General features: G+C 45.9%; 15 protein-coding genes. 7 read left to right on the forward strand and 8 right to left on the reverse strand.

Translation table 11 applies throughout. The features are described 5' to 3' along the window. Positions 1-81 precede the first annotated feature (81 nt). The gene (locus OL444_RS02655; protein WP_264734788.1) at positions 82-1,155 is read right to left on the reverse strand and encodes a COX15/CtaA family protein; all 1,074 of its coding nucleotides are present in this window, start codon (positions 1,153-1,155) and stop codon (positions 82-84) included. A gap of 200 nt (positions 1,156-1,355) precedes the next feature. Between OL444_RS02655 and OL444_RS02660 the strand changes: the two genes are divergently transcribed. After that, positions 1,356-1,805 carry a hypothetical protein gene (locus tag OL444_RS02660; protein WP_264734787.1) on the forward strand — a complete coding sequence of 150 codons (450 nt, stop codon included), beginning with the start codon at positions 1,356-1,358 and terminating at the stop codon, positions 1,803-1,805. Positions 1,806-1,895: 90 nt separating this feature from the next. Here the strand turns inward: OL444_RS02660 and OL444_RS02665 are convergent, their stop codons facing one another. Next, the gene (locus tag OL444_RS02665) at positions 1,896-4,877 is read right to left on the reverse strand and encodes a serine hydrolase domain-containing protein (RefSeq protein WP_264734786.1); all 2,982 of its coding nucleotides are present in this window, start codon (positions 4,875-4,877) and stop codon (positions 1,896-1,898) included. Between the two features lie 282 nt (positions 4,878-5,159). On the opposite strand from OL444_RS02665, the gene OL444_RS02670 reads away from it, so the two are divergent. The 3 genes from OL444_RS02670 to OL444_RS02680 all read left to right on the forward strand — a co-directional run bounded on the left by OL444_RS02670 (position 5,160) and on the right by OL444_RS02680 (position 7,727). Continuing rightward, positions 5,160-5,747, forward strand: coding sequence for an adenylate kinase (locus OL444_RS02670; protein WP_264734785.1), 588 nt, complete (start codon positions 5,160-5,162; stop codon positions 5,745-5,747). Positions 5,748-5,919: 172 nt separating this feature from the next. Continuing rightward, a complete protein-coding gene (gene obgE / locus OL444_RS02675; protein WP_264734784.1) occupies positions 5,920-6,951 on the forward strand; it encodes a GTPase ObgE in 1,032 nt (343 codons plus the stop codon). A gap of 65 nt (positions 6,952-7,016) precedes the next feature. Further along, positions 7,017-7,727, forward strand: a complete 711-nt coding sequence (locus OL444_RS02680; RefSeq protein ID WP_264734783.1) for a hypothetical protein — start codon at positions 7,017-7,019, stop codon at positions 7,725-7,727. 104 nt (positions 7,728-7,831) lie between these two features. Here OL444_RS02680 and OL444_RS02685 read toward each other — a convergent pair whose 3' ends face one another. From OL444_RS02685 to OL444_RS02695, 3 genes are all read right to left on the reverse strand, one after another. Beyond that, the gene (locus tag OL444_RS02685; RefSeq protein WP_264734782.1) at positions 7,832-8,386 is read right to left on the reverse strand and encodes an N-acetyltransferase; all 555 of its coding nucleotides are present in this window, start codon (positions 8,384-8,386) and stop codon (positions 7,832-7,834) included. Further along, the gene (locus tag OL444_RS02690) at positions 8,373-8,738 is read right to left on the reverse strand and encodes a DUF7674 family protein (RefSeq protein WP_264734781.1); all 366 of its coding nucleotides are present in this window, start codon (positions 8,736-8,738) and stop codon (positions 8,373-8,375) included. The genes OL444_RS02685 and OL444_RS02690 overlap by 14 nt, the downstream gene beginning before the upstream one ends. Positions 8,739-9,105: 367 nt before the next feature. Continuing rightward, the gene (locus OL444_RS02695) at positions 9,106-9,408 is read right to left on the reverse strand and encodes a YbaB/EbfC family nucleoid-associated protein (protein WP_264734780.1); all 303 of its coding nucleotides are present in this window, start codon (positions 9,406-9,408) and stop codon (positions 9,106-9,108) included. 182 nt (positions 9,409-9,590) lie between these two features. Here OL444_RS02695 and OL444_RS02700 point away from each other — a divergent pair, with 182 nt between their 5' ends. From OL444_RS02700 to OL444_RS02710, 3 genes are all read left to right on the forward strand, one after another. After that, on the forward strand, positions 9,591-10,826 hold the full coding sequence (locus OL444_RS02700; protein ID WP_264734779.1) for an NAD(P)/FAD-dependent oxidoreductase: 1,236 nt from the start codon (positions 9,591-9,593) through the stop codon (positions 10,824-10,826). Positions 10,827-10,841: 15 nt separating this feature from the next. Beyond that, positions 10,842-11,951 carry a DUF2891 domain-containing protein gene (locus tag OL444_RS02705; RefSeq protein WP_264734778.1) on the forward strand — a complete coding sequence of 370 codons (1,110 nt, stop codon included), beginning with the start codon at positions 10,842-10,844 and terminating at the stop codon, positions 11,949-11,951. Between the two features lie 582 nt (positions 11,952-12,533). After that, positions 12,534-13,457, forward strand: coding sequence for a glycosyltransferase (locus OL444_RS02710; RefSeq protein WP_264734777.1), 924 nt, complete (start codon positions 12,534-12,536; stop codon positions 13,455-13,457). A 44-nt stretch (positions 13,458-13,501) separates the two neighbouring features. Here the strand turns inward: OL444_RS02710 and OL444_RS02715 are convergent, their stop codons facing one another. The 3 genes from OL444_RS02715 to OL444_RS02725 all read right to left on the reverse strand — a co-directional run bounded on the left by OL444_RS02715 (position 13,502) and on the right by OL444_RS02725 (position 17,292). After that, a complete protein-coding gene (locus OL444_RS02715; RefSeq protein WP_264734776.1) occupies positions 13,502-14,698 on the reverse strand; it encodes a transporter in 1,197 nt (398 codons plus the stop codon). A gap of 9 nt (positions 14,699-14,707) precedes the next feature. Next, positions 14,708-15,358, reverse strand: coding sequence for an ATP-binding cassette domain-containing protein (locus tag OL444_RS02720; protein WP_264734775.1), 651 nt, complete (start codon positions 15,356-15,358; stop codon positions 14,708-14,710). 134 nt (positions 15,359-15,492) lie between these two features. Continuing rightward, complete coding sequence (locus OL444_RS02725; RefSeq protein ID WP_264734774.1) at positions 15,493-17,292, reverse strand: DUF4836 family protein; 1,800 nt, start codon at positions 17,290-17,292, stop codon at positions 15,493-15,495. Between the last annotated feature and the right edge of the window lie 44 nt (positions 17,293-17,336).

The following is a 17,336-nucleotide window of genomic DNA, read 5'->3' on the forward strand; positions in this document are numbered from 1 at the left end:
TAAAAAGAAAAGCGACGATCGCGGCGGATATTATCCATTCGCTGTGATCGTCGCTTTTCTTTTTTATATATTGGAAAAATCCTAATAATCTGTCGGCCTGTTTTGCACAGCAGCCACATCTCCCCTGCTCAGGTACAAAGTCCACACAAGTGACAACAGAAGCAACATGCCTACACACTGATGCAGGATGCCATAAATAAGCGGAATTTTTGTCTGGCTGTTCAATAACGTCAATACACCCAGCAATACCTGCAATAATACCAGCAGCAACGGTAAATAACGGATACTATGTAATTGGCTGTTGGCCGGAGTTTTGGCAGATTTCCACCACCAAACGGCTACCAATACGGTAATCAGGTAGGCCAGCCCGCGATGTATAAACTGGATCGTAATCGGATTATGTACAATATCTGCCGCAAAACCACCCTGAGCGAACATCCCTCCAGGTACCCAGGCTCCATTGATATCAGGCCAGGTATTGGCTATCAGGGCGGCATGTAAACCAGCCATGAACGCACCATATACCAACTGTACGGTCACCAGTACCAGCAACCAGATATTGAGCCGGCGTAAAACCGGTACGGACAATATTTCTACGGGGCGCACACTCAGCTTGAAAGCAAACCAAAGCACATAACATAACAGCACCAGGGCTGAAATAAAATGCACCGCCAGGCGGATATGGCTTACATACAGATTTTCCTCATTCAGGCCGCTCTTCACCATAATCCAACCAATAGCTCCCTGCAAACCACCCAGCAAAAACAGGATAATCATAGGATTAACCATGCTCTTATTGAGCCTTTTCGTGGCCACGAAAAAGATAAATGGTATAATAAATACCAATCCCATTAAACGGGCCCAGTCGCGGTGCAGCCATTCCCAGAAAAAAATGAATTTAAAATCCGATAAGGTAAAGTGGCTATTTACATATTTATACTGTGCTATCTGCTTATAGCCTTCAAATGCTTTTTCCCACGCCTGCTCATTCATAGGCGGGAAGGCCCCCAATAGCGGTTGCCATTCTGTAATGGATAAGCCAGACCCGGTTAACCGGGTAATTCCTCCCAATAATACCTGTACGATCAACATGCCCACGCCAATGTATAACCAGATGGCTACGGGGCGGTTATCTTTAAATGTAACTGCTTCCATAATAAACGGTGCAAAAATAGGGAATGAATGCAGAATATTCTGATTCTTGTTCTCCGGAGAAAATTCTCACATTATTTTAACAAAGGCGTAATATTCTGTTAATGCAGAAGCCGGAGCTTTGCATCGAAAATTTAAAGGCACCATTGTATTAGCTAATACCGCCCTGATTAAACCGTTCAACACAATAAAAAAATAGTGTCATGAAACAATTACGCTTTGTTGTAGCGCCCAAAGTAGCAACGATAGTATTAGCCGCTCTCCTGTTTCCGATTTTACATGTAGCAGCTCAGGATAAATTATTCGCTTATCATCATGCAGCAGTAAGAACGGAGAAAGTTTCCGACGATGCAGCGAAAGAGGTATTCAATGTTAAAATTATGCAGGTACAAAAGGATCAGCTTCTTTTTACCCTGTCTGTAGAAAATCCTGCCAACGAAAAACTTACCCTGTATATCAAAGATAACAACAACAACACCCTGCACCGCGAAGCACTGCCGGTAACTGCCAGATTTGAAGGCCGTTACAACCTGCAGTCACTGGAAGATGGGGATTATATCTTTGAGATCAGAAGCGGAAAAACCAAGATTGCTGAAAAAGCCATTGGTATTAAAACGCAGACACAGGTTAACAGAAACGTTTCCGTAGAGTAGCAGTATTTACCGGATAATAAAAAAAGGAAACGCGAAGATAAGCTGCCGGATAACGGCTTTTTATCTTCGCGTTTCCTTTTTCTGTATTTGTCAGTTAGCAAAAGACTCATACACTACATCCAGCATTTTTTCTCTGGTACGTAGAGCAGATAATTTCGTATTGGCGCCGCCGTTAGGATACACCCGGTTGCTCAGGAATATAAACACCAGGTTACTGGAAGGGTCCGCCCAGACACAGGTACCGGTAAAACCGGTATGGCCGAAAGCAGCTGCAGTGGCGCTTTTGGCAGGATATGCCTCTCTCCGGGCATAATTGTCTTTTTCAGGCTTGTCGAAGCCTAATCCCCGCCGGCTGATATGACTATTATAAGCCGTAAATAACTTTACTGTTTCCGGCTTCAGATATTGTACCCCGTTAAAACTACCCTGGTTTAATAACATTTGCATAATCACTCCCAGGTCGTGTGCGTTTGAAAACAAGCCGGCATGGCCCGCTACGCCGCCAAACATGGCCGCTCCCGGATCATGCACATCTCCTCTTAACAGTTGTCCGCGGAAGCTATACTCCCGTTCTGTAGGTACCAGCCTGGTAAGGTCGAAGCGCGTACGAGGTAAGAAGCCGGTAGTAGCCAGCCCCAGTGGAGTATAAAAAGCATCCTGTACGTATACGTTTAGTTTTTTCCCGGTAAGCTGTTCTACAATTTTTCCGAGAAAGATATAATCCAGGTCACTATATACATACCCCTGATGCGGCACTATTCTGCTATCCAGTATTCGCCGCCACATGGTATCGGTGTAGGTATCGCGCATGTACATCCTGTCTGCCACCCGGATCATGTGTGTATCATCCGGTTCCGGCCGATATAGCAACGTGTCCGGATAGCTGGAAGGATACAATGTTTCTTTATAGAAAGGGATATAGGGTACCAGTCCTGCCTGATGCAATAAAATATCCCGGATTTTAAGCGGGGCTTTGTCGGTGCCCTGTACCAGGGGAAGATAATCGCCCAGGGTAGCATCCAGTTTCAGCTTTCCTTCATCATATAACCGCATCACGGCCAATGTGGTAGCACATATTTTCGTTACAGAAGCCAGGTCGTAAATGGCTTGCGGAGATACCGGCTCCTCCTTATTATATTCATAATGTCCGAAACAACGGTTATACACCATCCGGCCGTTTTTCATCGCTACGATGGCACATCCCGGTGCAGCGCCCCGGTTGATCATATCATTGGCGAGTCCGTCTAACCGCAGCAGGGAAGCTTCATTCACCCCGGCTTCCTGTGCAGTGGCCGATGGTAAAGTAGTGTATTGGTTCACTTCATAGGTAACACCGCTACCAGAAGGGAAACCCGGACAAACCGTTACCGGTAGTTTACCGGATGCACCGATTTTACCAAAAAGCAAATCTGCCGCCACGCGTTGGGTAGTGCTATCGTCTTCATAGGCTGCTACTATATTACGGGCATCGCAGAAATACTGGAGTGCATAAGGATTTCCAAATACGACGGTGGCCGATGGCATTTCCGTCTGCAACTGGCGGATGATCAGCCTTTCTGCCATAGATAATCCGAAATTGTTGGACGGGCGGCGGCTAAAGTCGTGTAAACTGATAATCACCGCTTTATAATCGCGCTGAATACGGGAAACAATAGGCGCAATCTGTTCTACAGACTGCCGGGAGGTAAACAGAAAAACATCTGTACCGGGCTTGTTGGCCTTCACTGTTTCCACGAAAGTATTGGTTCCATCGGCGCCTACGGCTATTACTGCCAGTTTCTGCTGCGTCATGGCCGGAGAAAAAGGAATCAGGTTTTTATCGTTACGTACAACGGTGATGGCTTTTTCTGCAATGCGGCGCCGCAGGGAATCTGTTTTTGCATTGATATCTTCCGTCAGGTTATTGGTATCAATGTGTTGTGGTTGCCACAGACCCAGGTCGTATTTGGCGCGCAATACTTTTTTCACGCGGCTGTCTACTTCTTCCTGGCTGATTTTCCCGTTTTTGATGGCTTTCCGGATAGCCGCCACACTGCCGGCGGAGGTAGACGGCAGGATCATCAGGTCATTGCCTGCCAGCAGCGACTGTAAAGATTCCTGTCCTTTGGTGTAGAACTTGGCAATCCCTTTCATTTCCAATGCATCCGTCACGATCAGGCCTTTATAGCCCAATTCATTTTTCAGAAGTTTGGTAACAGCATTATAGGAAATAGAAGTTGGTGTGTTGGGGCGTTTATCGATAGCCGGAATATTGAGGTGGGCAATCATAACAGATCCTACACCTGCGGCTATGGCTTCCCGGAACGGGTACAGCTCCAGTGAATCCAGTTGTTCCCGGGTTTTATTAATAGATGGGAGGTCAAAGTGAGAATCCACATTCGTATCTCCATGACCGGGGAAATGTTTGGCGCACGCCATGATGCCGGCATCCTGCATACCCCTGATGGTAGCTACGCCCATGCGGGCTACCTGGTATTTATTTTCTCCGAAGGAGCGGTCGTTGATAACCGGGTTATTCGGATTGTTGTTGACGTCTATATCTGGTGCAAAATCGAGGTGGATACCGATGCGGCGGCACTGTTCTCCGATGATCCGGCCGGCTTCATATGCGAGGGCAGTATCCTGTACGGCGCCGATCATCATATTCCTGGGCAGGGATATGACGCTGTCGAGGCGCATGCCCAGGCCCCATTCACCATCGATGGCCACCATCAGTGGTACTTTGGAAATGGACTGGTAATAATTCGTCAGGTTAGCTTGTCTTACGGGGCCGCCCTGGAAGAAGATCACGCCCCCTACCTTGTTCTGCCGGATATCCTGCACAACGGCATTGATGTGATCCTGTCCGAGATTGGAATGCGCCCTGATCAGAATCAACTGGGCAATACGTTCATCGGGTGTAAGCGATTGGAAAACGCTGTCGGCCCATTGCGCCGCCTTGTCTTGTTGGGGCGTTGAACGCTCCGTAACCTTTTTTTGCTTTTTTTTGTTGATACTACCGGGAGGCGAAGAAAAGGCGCTCCCTGTAATCATTAAGCCTGTTAGTCCTGCAACCAGTAATTGTTTCCTCATATCATAAACTTACAAATAATCGCGCAGTAATCCAGGTGCCTGACGTTGAATATCAACTAATTATTAATATTAATTATATGATTTTGTCAGATAGAAAGTATTTCATTAAATTAGAAATAGATTTTGAAGATATTTTATCGATTAACTCCAAATATTAAAATATGTTTACTATTTTGTCGAAATCTTTAGGATTGGTTTAATCATTTGTAATTTTAATTACCAATACATTCATCAGTTTCTTATATTTGCAAACTTGCGAGTAAAGTAGATTTAATTAAAACAATGGTCAATCTCATATTATTTGGCCCTCCCGGCAGCGGTAAGGGTACACAAAGTGCTAACATAATTAGTAAGTATGGACTGATTCACCTTTCCACCGGCGACCTCCTTCGCAGTGAAATTGGTGGCAAAACCCCATTAGGCCTGGAAGCCCAAAAGTTCATGGATCAGGGATTACTGGTTCCGGACGAGGTGGTGATAGGCATGATCAGCTCCAAACTGGACGCTAACCCAAGCGCCCGTGGTTTCATCTTTGATGGTTTCCCCCGCACTACTGCCCAGGCAGAGGCACTAGACAAATTATTGGCGCTGAAGAAAACAGCGATCTCAGTAGTATTATCCCTGGAAGTACCTGAGGATGAACTCATTAAGCGTTTATTGAACCGTGGTTTAACCTCCGGCCGCAGCGACGATGCTACGGAAGAGGTAGTGAAAGCCCGTATTGTGGAATACCACAATAAAACGGCTCCCGTAGCGGATCACTATGCCAAATTCGGTAAATTCAAGAAATTAAAGGGAGACGGTACAGAAGAAGAAGTGTTCGACCTGCTATCCAAAGAATTGGATGAACTCGTGGGAGAACGCGTATAATAAGCGGTAACTCCGCATCTGTCCTGGATTCCAAACATTATTATACAACGCAAAGATTGTAAGTTCTTAACCGGTGGTACGGGTTTTTGTACTAATTAGGTTAAACTTCACGATCTTTGCGTTTTATTTTTCTGTTGCAGGTTAGGTCAACAGCATTCAAAATTCGAGAATAGTGGAAAAAGCGAACTTCGTAGATTATATCCGTGTATTTTGCAAATCAGGAAAAGGTGGTGCAGGCAGTATGCATTTTATGCGTACTAAATTTAATGCACAGGCCGGCCCCGATGGTGGTGATGGCGGTAGAGGCGGGCATGTTATTTTAAGAGGTAACTCCCAGCTGTGGACCCTGTTGCACCTTCGCTGGCATAAAAACCTGCTGGCGGAAGATGGCGAAAACGGTAGCGGCGACAACTGCACCGGCAGATTCGGCAAGGATATTATCATCGAAGTACCCCTGGGTACCCAGGCTAAAGACGAGGAAACCGGAGAAGTAGAAGCCGAAATTTTACATGACGGCCAGGAAATCATCTGGGTCCCTGGCGGCCAGGGAGGCCGGGGAAATGCTTATTTCAAATCAGCCACTAACCAAACCCCCGAATATGCCCAACCCGGCATGCCCGGCAAAGAAGGCTGGAAAGTAGTGGAACTGAAAGTATTGGCAGACGTTGGCCTTGTAGGCTTTCCCAATGCCGGCAAATCTACCCTGTTATCTACCATCACTGCTGCCAAACCCAAAGTAGCAGACTACGCATTCACCACGCTCACCCCTCAGCTGGGCATGGTAGAATACCGCGACAGTAAATCATTTTGTATTGCCGACCTACCCGGTATCATTGAAGGAGCACACGAAGGAAAAGGGCTAGGACACCGGTTTTTACGACATATTGAAAGAAACGCCGTATTATTATTCCTTATTCCTGCCGACAGTGCCGATCACCGCAAAGAGTTTGACGTACTGGTTAATGAGCTGGAACAATATAATCCTGAATTGCTGGACAAACAGTTTCTGCTGGCCATCAGTAAAAGCGATATGCTGGACGATGAGCTGAAAGCCGCTATATCAGCGGAATTACCGGAAAATGTTCCGCACGTATTTATCTCTTCTGTCACGAATCAGGGCCTGAGTGAATTGAAAGACATCCTGTGGACCGCCCTCAGTAATAACAGCAGAGTTGATACACCCGGCACCGTAGACGCAGAATAACCAGTCAGGGATTTATAGGAGAATAATAACGCCTTTGTTCGTTTTATCAGGATCTCCCGTATACCATGAAAAGATTTTTACTACTGACAGTACCCGTATGGGTACTGACGGCCTGCCGACAACCCGTAACACCAACAAAAGAAAGGCCGGTACAAATTGACACCATGCAGCTGGTAGCCCCTCCTGCACAATCTGCCGTGAAAGTATCTTCCAACGAAGTAACGGTAGTGAGTCATGATTCTACCACCTACATCCGGTTCGCCGACTGCTACTTTTCACTGGACTGGATCAGACCCGATGAATTGCGCAACAACTTTGAACTGCATCCGGACACCCTGTACTTTCAGCTGGAACACCTCCACAGTATTGAAGGCCAGATGCTGGCCGTTACTACCGGTGAGGCCGAGAAAATCAAAGTACTCCAAAGCTATGAAACCAGCGTAGTCGTGGATGATCAGGTAATACAAAACTGGCAACACTACCGGTCCGACTGGGAACCACTGACTGCAGAAGCCAATAACTTCTTCATCTGTAAAACCTATTCTGCTGAAGAGAAAAGCCGTTTTCCATCTTTCAGTATCAGCACGCTGCAACATTTTGTGAAACAGCACTACCCTGCTGCTGTATACAACCGTATTGTGAATATGACCCACTTCCCGCAGCCACACTGTAAAGTAGCCATCAACCGCTATTACATGCAACTCTTCAGTCCACAGGGAAACGCCACCAATAAAATCAATAAGCTGCTGGTCATAGATGTATCTTTCAAAGGGTAAGACATGCGGTAGGCATCTCCCTACAACCATACCACATAAAAAAACCGGTAATGCAAATGCATCACCGGTGATAGATTATCGGCTGTACTTAACAGAACAGGGCTTTATGGCTCCGAGGCTTCATCGGGCCGGAACAGCATGGCAGTACATAAACAATTCCTGTAATTTTTGTCTGCCAGGATAGGATAGTTAATGCAGCTCTTACAACCTTCCCAAAAACATGGGTCCTGCGTTATTTCGGCATAGGTCACCGGCTCAAAACCGAGCCGGCTGTTGAGTTTCATCACAGGTAAACCGGTAGTAATACTGAATATTTTTGCAGATGGATATAATAATCTGCTGAGTTCAAATATTTTATGTTTGATCGCTCCCGCTACTTTCAATCCTCTGAAAGCTGGCGCCACTATCAGGCCGCTGTTGGATACAAACCGGCCTTCCTCCCAGGACTGGATATACGAAAATCCTGCCCAGATGCCTTTGAAAAAGGCGATGACCGCCTTCCCTTCCAGTATCTTCTCCCGGATGGCTGCCGGATTTCTGCGGGCGATCCCTGTACCACGGGCTTTGGCCGAAGCTTCCATCTCTGCTACAATAGGCAAAGCAAAATCAACGTCCATCGCGGTGGCCACCCGGACGACGATTTCCTCATCTGTTTCCATGGCTGCTGAGTTGTTGCTGGATATAAAAATGATAAAGTGTATCAGGTATCAGGGAATACATCCTGATCCGACTAACCGCATCGGGTAAAGGTACCCGGCATACCTCCGGTACAAAAACCCGGACGATGGCGCCTTTGACGATTTCATTTCCTCTTTCATAGAGCTTCGCTGCCAGCTGCAAACATTTTCCTGCTACCAGGAAATTTTGTTCCCGCAGCTGTTTGCTGGTATAATCACCGAAGCAGGTAACGGTATCGTATATATGAAATACCGCCGGAAACTGATGCAGGGCTTTTTTAAGTGCCGGTATATTGTCTTCAATATAGGCCGGCACTTCATATTGGTTTATCATGGCTTTGCTTTTTTACTGGTGCCAGCAACGGAACAGGAGCTGCGCCACTATCGAAATAATGATGGATCCTGCTACGATATAATACATCGGCTTGCGATTAGGCACCGGGGCATTTGTCTGCGCACACATAATTGTTTCTTTTGGTACCTATATGCCAAATGCCATTCCGGAATAGGAAGTAGTTCATTAAAAACCAATAAGGAAGCAGGTCACAGCGGAATATGGGGATATAACAAGGCTGTTTTCCGGCAGAAAAGCCTTCCGTTTCTGCAGGGTGTTTTCAAAAATAGCAGATCAACAGGGAGAAATTGGCAAAGGGGTAGTAAACAGGCATTCCTGCAGAATGCCTGTTATCATTATTTTAATATTACATCAGCCCGCCCAGCATACCGCCGGCAGCGTTTTTCATTTCAGACTCCCAGGCCTTTTCACCTTCTTTCAACGCACGGTTTAATGCAGTCAGCAGCAGGTCTTCCAGCTCTTCTTTATTTTCAGGCGCCAGCAGGTGCGTAGCAATATCAATACTTTTCACCTGACGGTTACCGTCTGCGGTAATCTTTACGGCGCCATCTCCGGCTTCACCGGCTATTGTTACTGTTGCCAGACGCTCTTTACCTTCCTGCATTTTTTGCTTGATCTGCGTCAGCTTTCCAAATAAATCACCAAACATGTTACAAGTGTTTTTAAGAGCTGTAAAGATAAGTGATTCATTATGCTCCGTTTACATTAAAAGGAAAGTATATTTTACGCCAACAGATTTCCCTGCATATCAGATAATTTATTTATACTATACGAGCGGGTCCTACCAACTATTCCGTATATTAACAGCCTGTAATCGTATCTTTTATAATAATGGAGACAAAAGTTTGTATTATTGGCGCCGGCCCTGGCGGCGCCTGTGCAGCCTTACAACTGGCACAACTGGGCATTGAATGTATCGTAGTAGACAAAGCTGTATTTCCAAGAGATAAAGTGTGCGGAGATGGCCTCAGCGGGAAAGTACTCACCATCCTGGAACGAATAGATAAAGGCATCGGTGAACGACTTCAGCAGGCCGCCTTCAAAATGGATAGCTGGGGCGTTACTTTTGTAGCACCTAACCGGATCGGTATGGACATCCCCTACAAACCCGATTACCAGAAAAGCATGAACGACCCGCGGGGGTTTGTTTGTAAACGTATCGATTTCGATAATTTCCTGGTAGAAGAACTTAAACGCCGGCCGGAAATTCGTTTATTCGAGAACGTGAGTATCGATAACTATGAACTCCAATCCGACGGGTACCTCCTCTCTGATAAAACAGGCACCTTCACCGTAAAAGCATCGTTGATCATTGTTGCCAATGGCGCCCATTCTGCCTTTACCAAGGAGGTAGCCGGTATCAAAATGGAGCCGGAACACTATGTAGCCGGTATCCGTGCCTATTATAAAGGTATCTCCGGCTTACACCCTGATAATTTCATAGAACTGCATTTCCTGAAAAATATGTTGCCGGGTTATCTGTGGATTTTCCCGCTGCCTAATGGCGAAGCCAACGTAGGAGTAGGTATGCTCAGCAACACCGCCCGCAACAAAAAAGTAAACCTGAAAAAGCTGATGCTCGACACCCTCGAAACAGATCCGACCATGAAAGAGCGTTTTAAAAACGCCTCTCTGGCAGGTAATATCGATGGGTACGGCCTGCCGCTCGGCAGCAAAAAAAGGAAACTGCACGGCGAACGTTATATGCTGGTAGGTGATGCCGGTTACCTGATAGACCCCTTCACCGGGGAAGGTATCGGAAATGCCCTCTACTCCGGCAGAATCGCCGCACAAAAAGCCGCTGCCGCCATTACGGCCAACGATTTCTCTGATACTTTCCTGAATGCCTATGATGAAGAGGTATACCGCATCCTGGGGCCGGAATTACAGGTAAGTACCAAACTGCAGCGACTCATCAAATACCCGTGGTTGTTTAATATGCTGATGAAAATGGGAGCACGCAACAAACAACTGAAAGAACTGATGTCCTGTATGTTCCATGAAGTAGACCTTCGTAAAAAACTGGGTAAGCCCATGTTTTATGTAAAATTGTTATTTAACAGATAAAAGCAGTTACCTGTCGTGAGATTTATCAACACCTTATCCATCGCGCTGTTTACAGCCTTTGCAGCCCAGGCACAAACCACTCCGCAGTTATATACCAAAAGTCAGCACGGTCAGCTGCAGCTCACCCCTGCCGGCGCCGATCACCTGGCCGGATTACCGCTGAAATGCATGGAACAGGAATATCCTTACAAAACAGGGGTTGTATTTTCCGATGCCTCCCTGGTAACCGCTCCTAAAAATTATCACCCGGCCTTTTATGGCTGCTTCGACTGGCATAGCAGTGTACATGGCCACTGGATGCTGGTAAGACTGTTGAAATCATTCCCGGATATGGCTAAAAGGCCTATCATCCGGACCAAATTACAACAACACCTCACTGCCGCCAATATACAGGGAGAGGAACAACTCTTCTCCAATAAAGAAAATAAAAGCTTCGAACGGATCTATGGTTGGAGCTGGCTGCTGCAACTGCAACGCGAGCTGCTCACCTGGAACGATCCCCTGGGAAAGGAATTAAGTAAAAACGTACAGCCACTGGCCAACCGTTTTTCCACAGCCTACATCGATTTTCTGGGCAAAATTATGTACCCGATCCGCGTGGGTGAACATACCAACCTGGCCTTCGGTCTAAGCCTGGCCTGGGACTATGCTATCACGGCACAGGATACGGCCCTGCAAACAGCCATTCGCAACGCTGCCATGCGGTTTTACGCGGCCGATAAAAATGCTCCGGTGAATTATGAACCAGGCGGCTATGACTTCCTGTCGCCCAGTCTGGAAGAAGCAGACCTCATGTGGCGCATTATGCCGGCTGCCCAATACCGTACCTGGCTAAAAGACTTTCTACCAGGCCTGTTCCAGCCGCAGATCAATATTCTGCAACTGGCCCAGGTAAAAGATCGTACAGATGGTAAACTGGTGCACCTCGACGGACTGAATCTCAGCCGCGCCTGGTGCCTCTATGGGATTGCCCGTCATGCCGGCCAGCAGCGAACCGCCATACTGGAACTGGCCAACCGCCACCTGGAAGCAGCGATTCCACATGTAGCCAGCGGCGATTACGCAGGCGAACATTGGCTGGCCTCCTTTGCAGTATATGCACTGACAGCGGAGAAGGCAGAGTAATCATCGGTTTGCTTCGCCACTATTACAGATCTTCGCGACATTTATTAAGGGAAGTCATACGAGAGGAAAAATACGCTAAAGCATATAATTTTCCCGGAATGCTTTACTTTTAAGGTAATAATAAAGCAACTGTCATCGAATAAATAAATTTTGTAGCTTCCAAGCTGAAAAACCTGTTAACGGAAATAAAAATCTGGAATTTTAAATTTGCACTTTACACCATACGCTTAAGGGAGTAAGTATATAGAAGTATATAGAACTCTATAACCAAATTCGATAATGCATCAAACACTCTTTTTTTTAACACAGTCATATCCGTATGGCAAGGGGGAGACATTTATAGAAAATGAAATAGATTTCCTTTGTCAAAAATTCAAGCACGTTATTATTATTCCTGTTGCCGATCTTACCGAACAAGAAAAACAACTTAAACGGAATTTGCCCCCGAATGCCACGGTGCATTTAGTAAAAAGCATTTCCAATATTCAATTATTGTTATCATTACCTTTCCATATCGGCACCATAGCAAAGGCTTTTTTCTATGATCTGTTTCCTGCCCGTATCAGTTTCCTTAAAAAGCTGATGCTTGTAAGAAGTCACCTCAAAAGTTTGTTATGGGCTGTACATTTTAATACCTCCCTGGACAAACTATTTGACCAAACGAATGACGCCAGCTACTATTCCTACTGGATGAATGATGGCTCACTTATACTATCGGTCAGAAAAATCAGCAAGAAAGCACTGGAGTTCGTGGTAAGAGTACATGGGTACGACCTATATCATGATCGTTCTTCTTCTGGGCTGGTGCTTTTTCAGCAACTCAACTGCAGGATGGCAAAAAATATTCTGCCCATCTCGCTGAACGGTAAAAAATACTTATCTGATTTTCAACCTGCTTTCGCATCCAAAATACACACCAGTTATCTGGGAGTACCCGATAGAGGCATCAATCCGTCATCAACGGACCCGGCTACCGATTTGGTAATCGTTTCCTGTTCGTTTATGCATGCCTTAAAGCGCATCCACTTAATTGTGGAAACATTAATGCTGCTGGACAACAAAGTAACCTGGATACACCTGGGAGGTGGACCGGAAATGCCACATATTCAGGCACTTTGTGAAAAACTCCCGGCCAATATTACCTATCAACTACCCGGAGATCTCAGTAATACAGATATCATAGATTTTTATTTGCAAAATCATGTAGACCTCTTCATTCATATGAGTGAAACAGAAGGTATACCAGTAGCCATCATGGAAGCAACGAGCTTTGGTATTCCCGTACTGGCAACAGATGTGGGTGGTGTAGGAGAACTGGTCACTGAGCAAACAGGCATTCTTGTCAGCGCAGATATTACGCCAGCAGCAGTTGCACAGGAAATAAAGCGTTTTATGTCATCTCATATGCACACCGCTGATTTCAGCATATCAGTGCGGAACTATTGGAATAATAATTTTAATGCTGAAAAGAATTATAATGATTTCATAGATACCTATCTACAGTAAGCATGTCTGCTTTCCGGTCCGGAAAACAGACATGCTTACTGCGATCACGCCTCCCGGTTTACATACTTATTCACGGTCAGCAGATTCACGACATATACCAATGTTAGTATTAACAAGGCCCCTCCTGCTACCGGCAGGCCAGGCCAGGGAGATACCAACATGTCATGTCTGGCCAGTACTGTAGCCACACCATATTGCAGTCCGGTCAGCAACAGTAAGGCCACCAATCCAATAATAATATACAAGGGAACAAACTGTTTCAGTAAATATCGTTGCAGTTGCCGCGGTGCTGTGCCCAGCATCACCAGCAACTGAATTTCCCGTTTACAGGAAGTTATGATCAGCTGGATGAACATACTAAATACCAGCAGGGCGAAAAACAGTAATATCAGTCCAAAAAATCCGATCACGGATACAATTGTTTGTACGATCATTCTTGTTTTGCTGAATTTCAGTTTATCCTGGTTGGTGGTATAGCCATTATCTTCCAGAAACTTTACCAATGCCGGGTTAGAAGGGTCCGGTGTTTTGATGATAATGCGGGAAGTACCGGCGACAACACCTGTGCCGAACTTTTCATTAGCCCAGTTCATAAAAGAAGCGGGGACCAGAAAGGAAGAAATGCGGTCTGAGAATCCGGTTACATGTCCTACAAACTGCGCTGATCCTGCACTACCGCTGATGACTACCTCCAGGGGCAGGGCTTTGACTGTTTCCTGGGAGATCTGCGGCAGGTCCTGGCTGAGCGAAAAACCGAAGTTATAGAGGTTTAAAAAATCGCTGGGTAATATGATGGGTATGGTACGGTCGCTGGTTGTCCAGGTCCATTCTGTTGCTTTTACATCCAGGAAGCTGTCGGGTACCGATTCAAAAAACATATCTGTAGCAAAATGCAGGTCGCCGGGCGCTTGTACCACTACCCGGTACTGACTGGAAGTCACTAACCCAAAGGCCTGTACGAAAGGCTGTTGTCTGATCTGATCAATTTCTGCCGGCGTAAAAATACTTTTGCCGGCTTGTCCCATCATGCTGTTGGTTATCTTTTTGTTGATGACCAGGAAGTCGGCTGTTTCATTCTGATTTTTGGTACCATAGAGTAACTGGTTAAAATCAGAATGCGCCTGTATGGCAATCAGAATCAACAACATGGCAATACCCAGGCCGGCAGCAGCCATCAGGAATCGGCTTTTACCAACACCGGTTTGAATAATTTTCTTTAGCAGGTCAAAAAAGGGGCGCATGGAAAAACATTAAAGTTGGTAATGCACATCATATATAAAGTGCTGATCATGATCGAGGTCTGTCAGGATAAAGCCAGCCTGGCGGTCTTTACACTCCCTGGCAATCAGGGCAGCTGCCAACCGGGTGTTTTCCTCATCGAGGTGGCTGAACGGTTCATCCATCAGGAGCCATTGGAAAGGCTGGGCCAGTGCGCGGATAATGGCAATACGCTGCCGTTCTCCGTAGGAAAGCGTTTTACCGCTTTGTTGCAGCACATGGCTGACGTTGAGTTGCGCAGCCATTTCCCGGATCTTTTCGGTAGTACAATAAGGATTGGGGAGCATGGTTCGCTTCAGTTCTATATTTTCCAGGGCGGTCAGTTGTTCGAACAGCCGCAGATCCTGGAATATGACGCTTAGCTGCTGCTGACGAACAGCGGCCAGTTCATTTTTGCTGTATGCCGGCCAGGGCCGGTTGGCAAAGGAAACACTGCCCGTATAGTCGTTACGGATATGATACAGGTAATGTATCAGGGTGGTTTTACCTGTACCCGAAGGCGCTTTGATTTTCACGAAAGTGCCTGGCTTGAAACTTACGTCCTGGTTCCAGATGTCCGAATGGCGTTGCCGGAGTTTCTCCTGCAAAGGTATCGGCATCAGGTGGCTGATCTGGATCTGCATAGTACCGTTTACTGTTAACTGCAGCTAATATAGCTGATAAAAATATGGCAAGGCTATTAAAACAACAAAGGCGCAACGGTCTTGTGTAAGATACCGCTACGCCTTTGTGGAGATATGACTTTAACCTGCAACGATTAATAGGCTGCAGTAGCGGCAGTATCTACCGGTGCTGACAGCAGGCTATCTTCGTATGCTTTTTCTTTGGCTTTTTTGTCCTGTATTACTTTAGCAGCAGCAGTACCGAAGTTAATCAACTGTACCAGGCTGTTTTCGTCTTTGTTTTTAAAGGTCAGTACTGCTTCGGTGTGTTGTACATTACCTTCCAGCGGATGTCCTACCAGAGAGATGTCTTTGAACAGGTTTTTCACACTTTGCATCAGTGGTTTTTCATCATCGGCCAGTTTATCCTCAGGGATTGTTTTAGTGATCTTTTCCAGATCTACATAACCGCCTATCATGCTACCTTTTACTTTGCTTTCAATACCTTCCGGCAGTTTGATGCTACCTTTTCCAGCCAGGTATTGCTGCAGGAGTACGCTGTCGGAACCTACGGTAATAAATTTCTCTGTGATGGAAATCGGCGGGAATCCAGCTGCTACCATTGGGTTGCTGATTACATAGCGGTCGCCTTCGCGGGCAAACATATCTTTCAGCAGCGGAGAAGTCATTACTTTATTGAATGCATCCTTGTTACCTACTTTCAGGTTGAAGATCCATTTAGCTTCCGGTTTCTCGGTGAATTCGCCCGGGAAATATTCGGACTCCTTCTTGGTGATGGCAAAGTCGGAAGCGATATAAGTCAGCTGTCCTTCAAATGCATTCAGGATATCATCCAGGGTAAGACCGGATTTGCCAGACAGGAAAGCATTTGCCAAACCGTCCATACCAGTGGATTTGATAATTTCGCCGATGACATGAAAATCAAAAGCGTAAGAAAGAAAACCGGTGATGTTGTCGGAAGGATATTTTTTCAGCATATCCATGTCAATCACCTTCTTATCAGACTTTTTATAGATGGCTGCTAATTCTTTACCCATGAAGGAAGAACCGTCCATTACAATTTTACCTTTTTCAAAGTTAACAGTACCGGTATAGTAGCTATCCTGCATCAGTTTTTTGAAATTGGCAGGTATCATGGTAAACTGTGCGCTGTTGTAGATCGCTTCCGGATTTACAAAAACACCCATGTCTGCATTTTCTTTCAGCAGTTTGGCAAAGGCTTCGATAGAACCGGCAGTTTCTTCTTTTTTCAGGTGGAAGAGGTGATCGATTTCATCTACCCATGCTTTAGGCGCTGTTTCTTCAGCAGCTACCAGTGCGGCAGGAACAGCAACAGCAGAATCCGCCACCGCTGCTTCTTCCTGGTATTCGTTGTTATCAGTTGGTGCAGGCAGGCCTGGCGTTCCCGGAGGTGCAAATTTCTGCAGATCATTCGCGTTAAACAGGCTGATATAAATCACAGTGGATTTAGTCCAGCCGATTACTGCCTGTTGTTTTTCCTGCCAGATATATTTGAAATCATTTTGTGTTTTCAGGGAGAAATCAGGCACATTTTTTTTGAGGTAATCCTCAAATTTAGCGGCGTCTGTGAGTGACGCCGTCAGGCTCAGGTAAGATTTATTTTCAGTAGCCACGCCCTGAAAAACAACAGAAGCAAAGAAATGTCCTTTCAGATCAACACCGGAATTTTCCGCGTCTTTCCAGGCTTTTGTCATTTGGTTGGCCGTGTCTTTATTCTGCACAGCAGAAAACAGTTTATCCATGGTTACACCATTGGTGACCAGTTTCTGACTGATTTGTTTGGCATTGAGGTCCAATACAACACCTGCTGTTTTCGGGATATGCTTACTTTCATCAGGCACTTTAGAGCAAGCTGCCAACAGTACCGCTGCAGATACAGCAGTTAACACAACTTTTGAAAATGTTCTTTTCATAAAAGATATAAAAATTAAAAATTGATGCCGAGGTTACACATGAC

Origin of the sequence: Chitinophaga nivalis (assembly GCF_025989125.1) — a bacterium.
Lineage (GTDB): Bacteria > Bacteroidota > Bacteroidia > Chitinophagales > Chitinophagaceae > Chitinophaga > Chitinophaga nivalis.

What these genes read in the sequence shown, in the direction of transcription:
- OL444_RS02655 (WP_264734788.1), bottom strand. Translation starts at nt 1,155, where the DNA reads ATGGAAGCAGTTACATTTAAAGATAACCGCCCCGTAGCCATCTGGTTA.
- OL444_RS02660 (WP_264734787.1), top strand. Translation starts at nt 1,356, where the DNA reads ATGAAACAATTACGCTTTGTTGTAGCGCCCAAAGTAGCAACGATAGTA.
- OL444_RS02665 (WP_264734786.1), bottom strand. Translation starts at nt 4,877, where the DNA reads ATGAGGAAACAATTACTGGTTGCAGGACTAACAGGCTTAATGATTACA.
- OL444_RS02670 (WP_264734785.1), top strand. Translation starts at nt 5,160, where the DNA reads ATGGTCAATCTCATATTATTTGGCCCTCCCGGCAGCGGTAAGGGTACA.
- OL444_RS02680 (WP_264734783.1), top strand. Translation starts at nt 7,017, where the DNA reads ATGAAAAGATTTTTACTACTGACAGTACCCGTATGGGTACTGACGGCC.
- OL444_RS02685 (WP_264734782.1), bottom strand. Translation starts at nt 8,386, where the DNA reads ATGGAAACAGATGAGGAAATCGTCGTCCGGGTGGCCACCGCGATGGAC.
- OL444_RS02690 (WP_264734781.1), bottom strand. Translation starts at nt 8,738, where the DNA reads ATGATAAACCAATATGAAGTGCCGGCCTATATTGAAGACAATATACCG.
- OL444_RS02695 (WP_264734780.1), bottom strand. Translation starts at nt 9,408, where the DNA reads ATGTTTGGTGATTTATTTGGAAAGCTGACGCAGATCAAGCAAAAAATG.
- OL444_RS02700 (WP_264734779.1), top strand. Translation starts at nt 9,591, where the DNA reads ATGGAGACAAAAGTTTGTATTATTGGCGCCGGCCCTGGCGGCGCCTGT.
- OL444_RS02710 (WP_264734777.1), top strand. Translation starts at nt 12,534, where the DNA reads ATGCTTGTAAGAAGTCACCTCAAAAGTTTGTTATGGGCTGTACATTTT.
- OL444_RS02715 (WP_264734776.1), bottom strand. Translation starts at nt 14,698, where the DNA reads ATGCGCCCCTTTTTTGACCTGCTAAAGAAAATTATTCAAACCGGTGTT.
- OL444_RS02720 (WP_264734775.1), bottom strand. Translation starts at nt 15,358, where the DNA reads ATGCAGATCCAGATCAGCCACCTGATGCCGATACCTTTGCAGGAGAAA.
- OL444_RS02725 (WP_264734774.1), bottom strand. Translation starts at nt 17,292, where the DNA reads ATGAAAAGAACATTTTCAAAAGTTGTGTTAACTGCTGTATCTGCAGCG.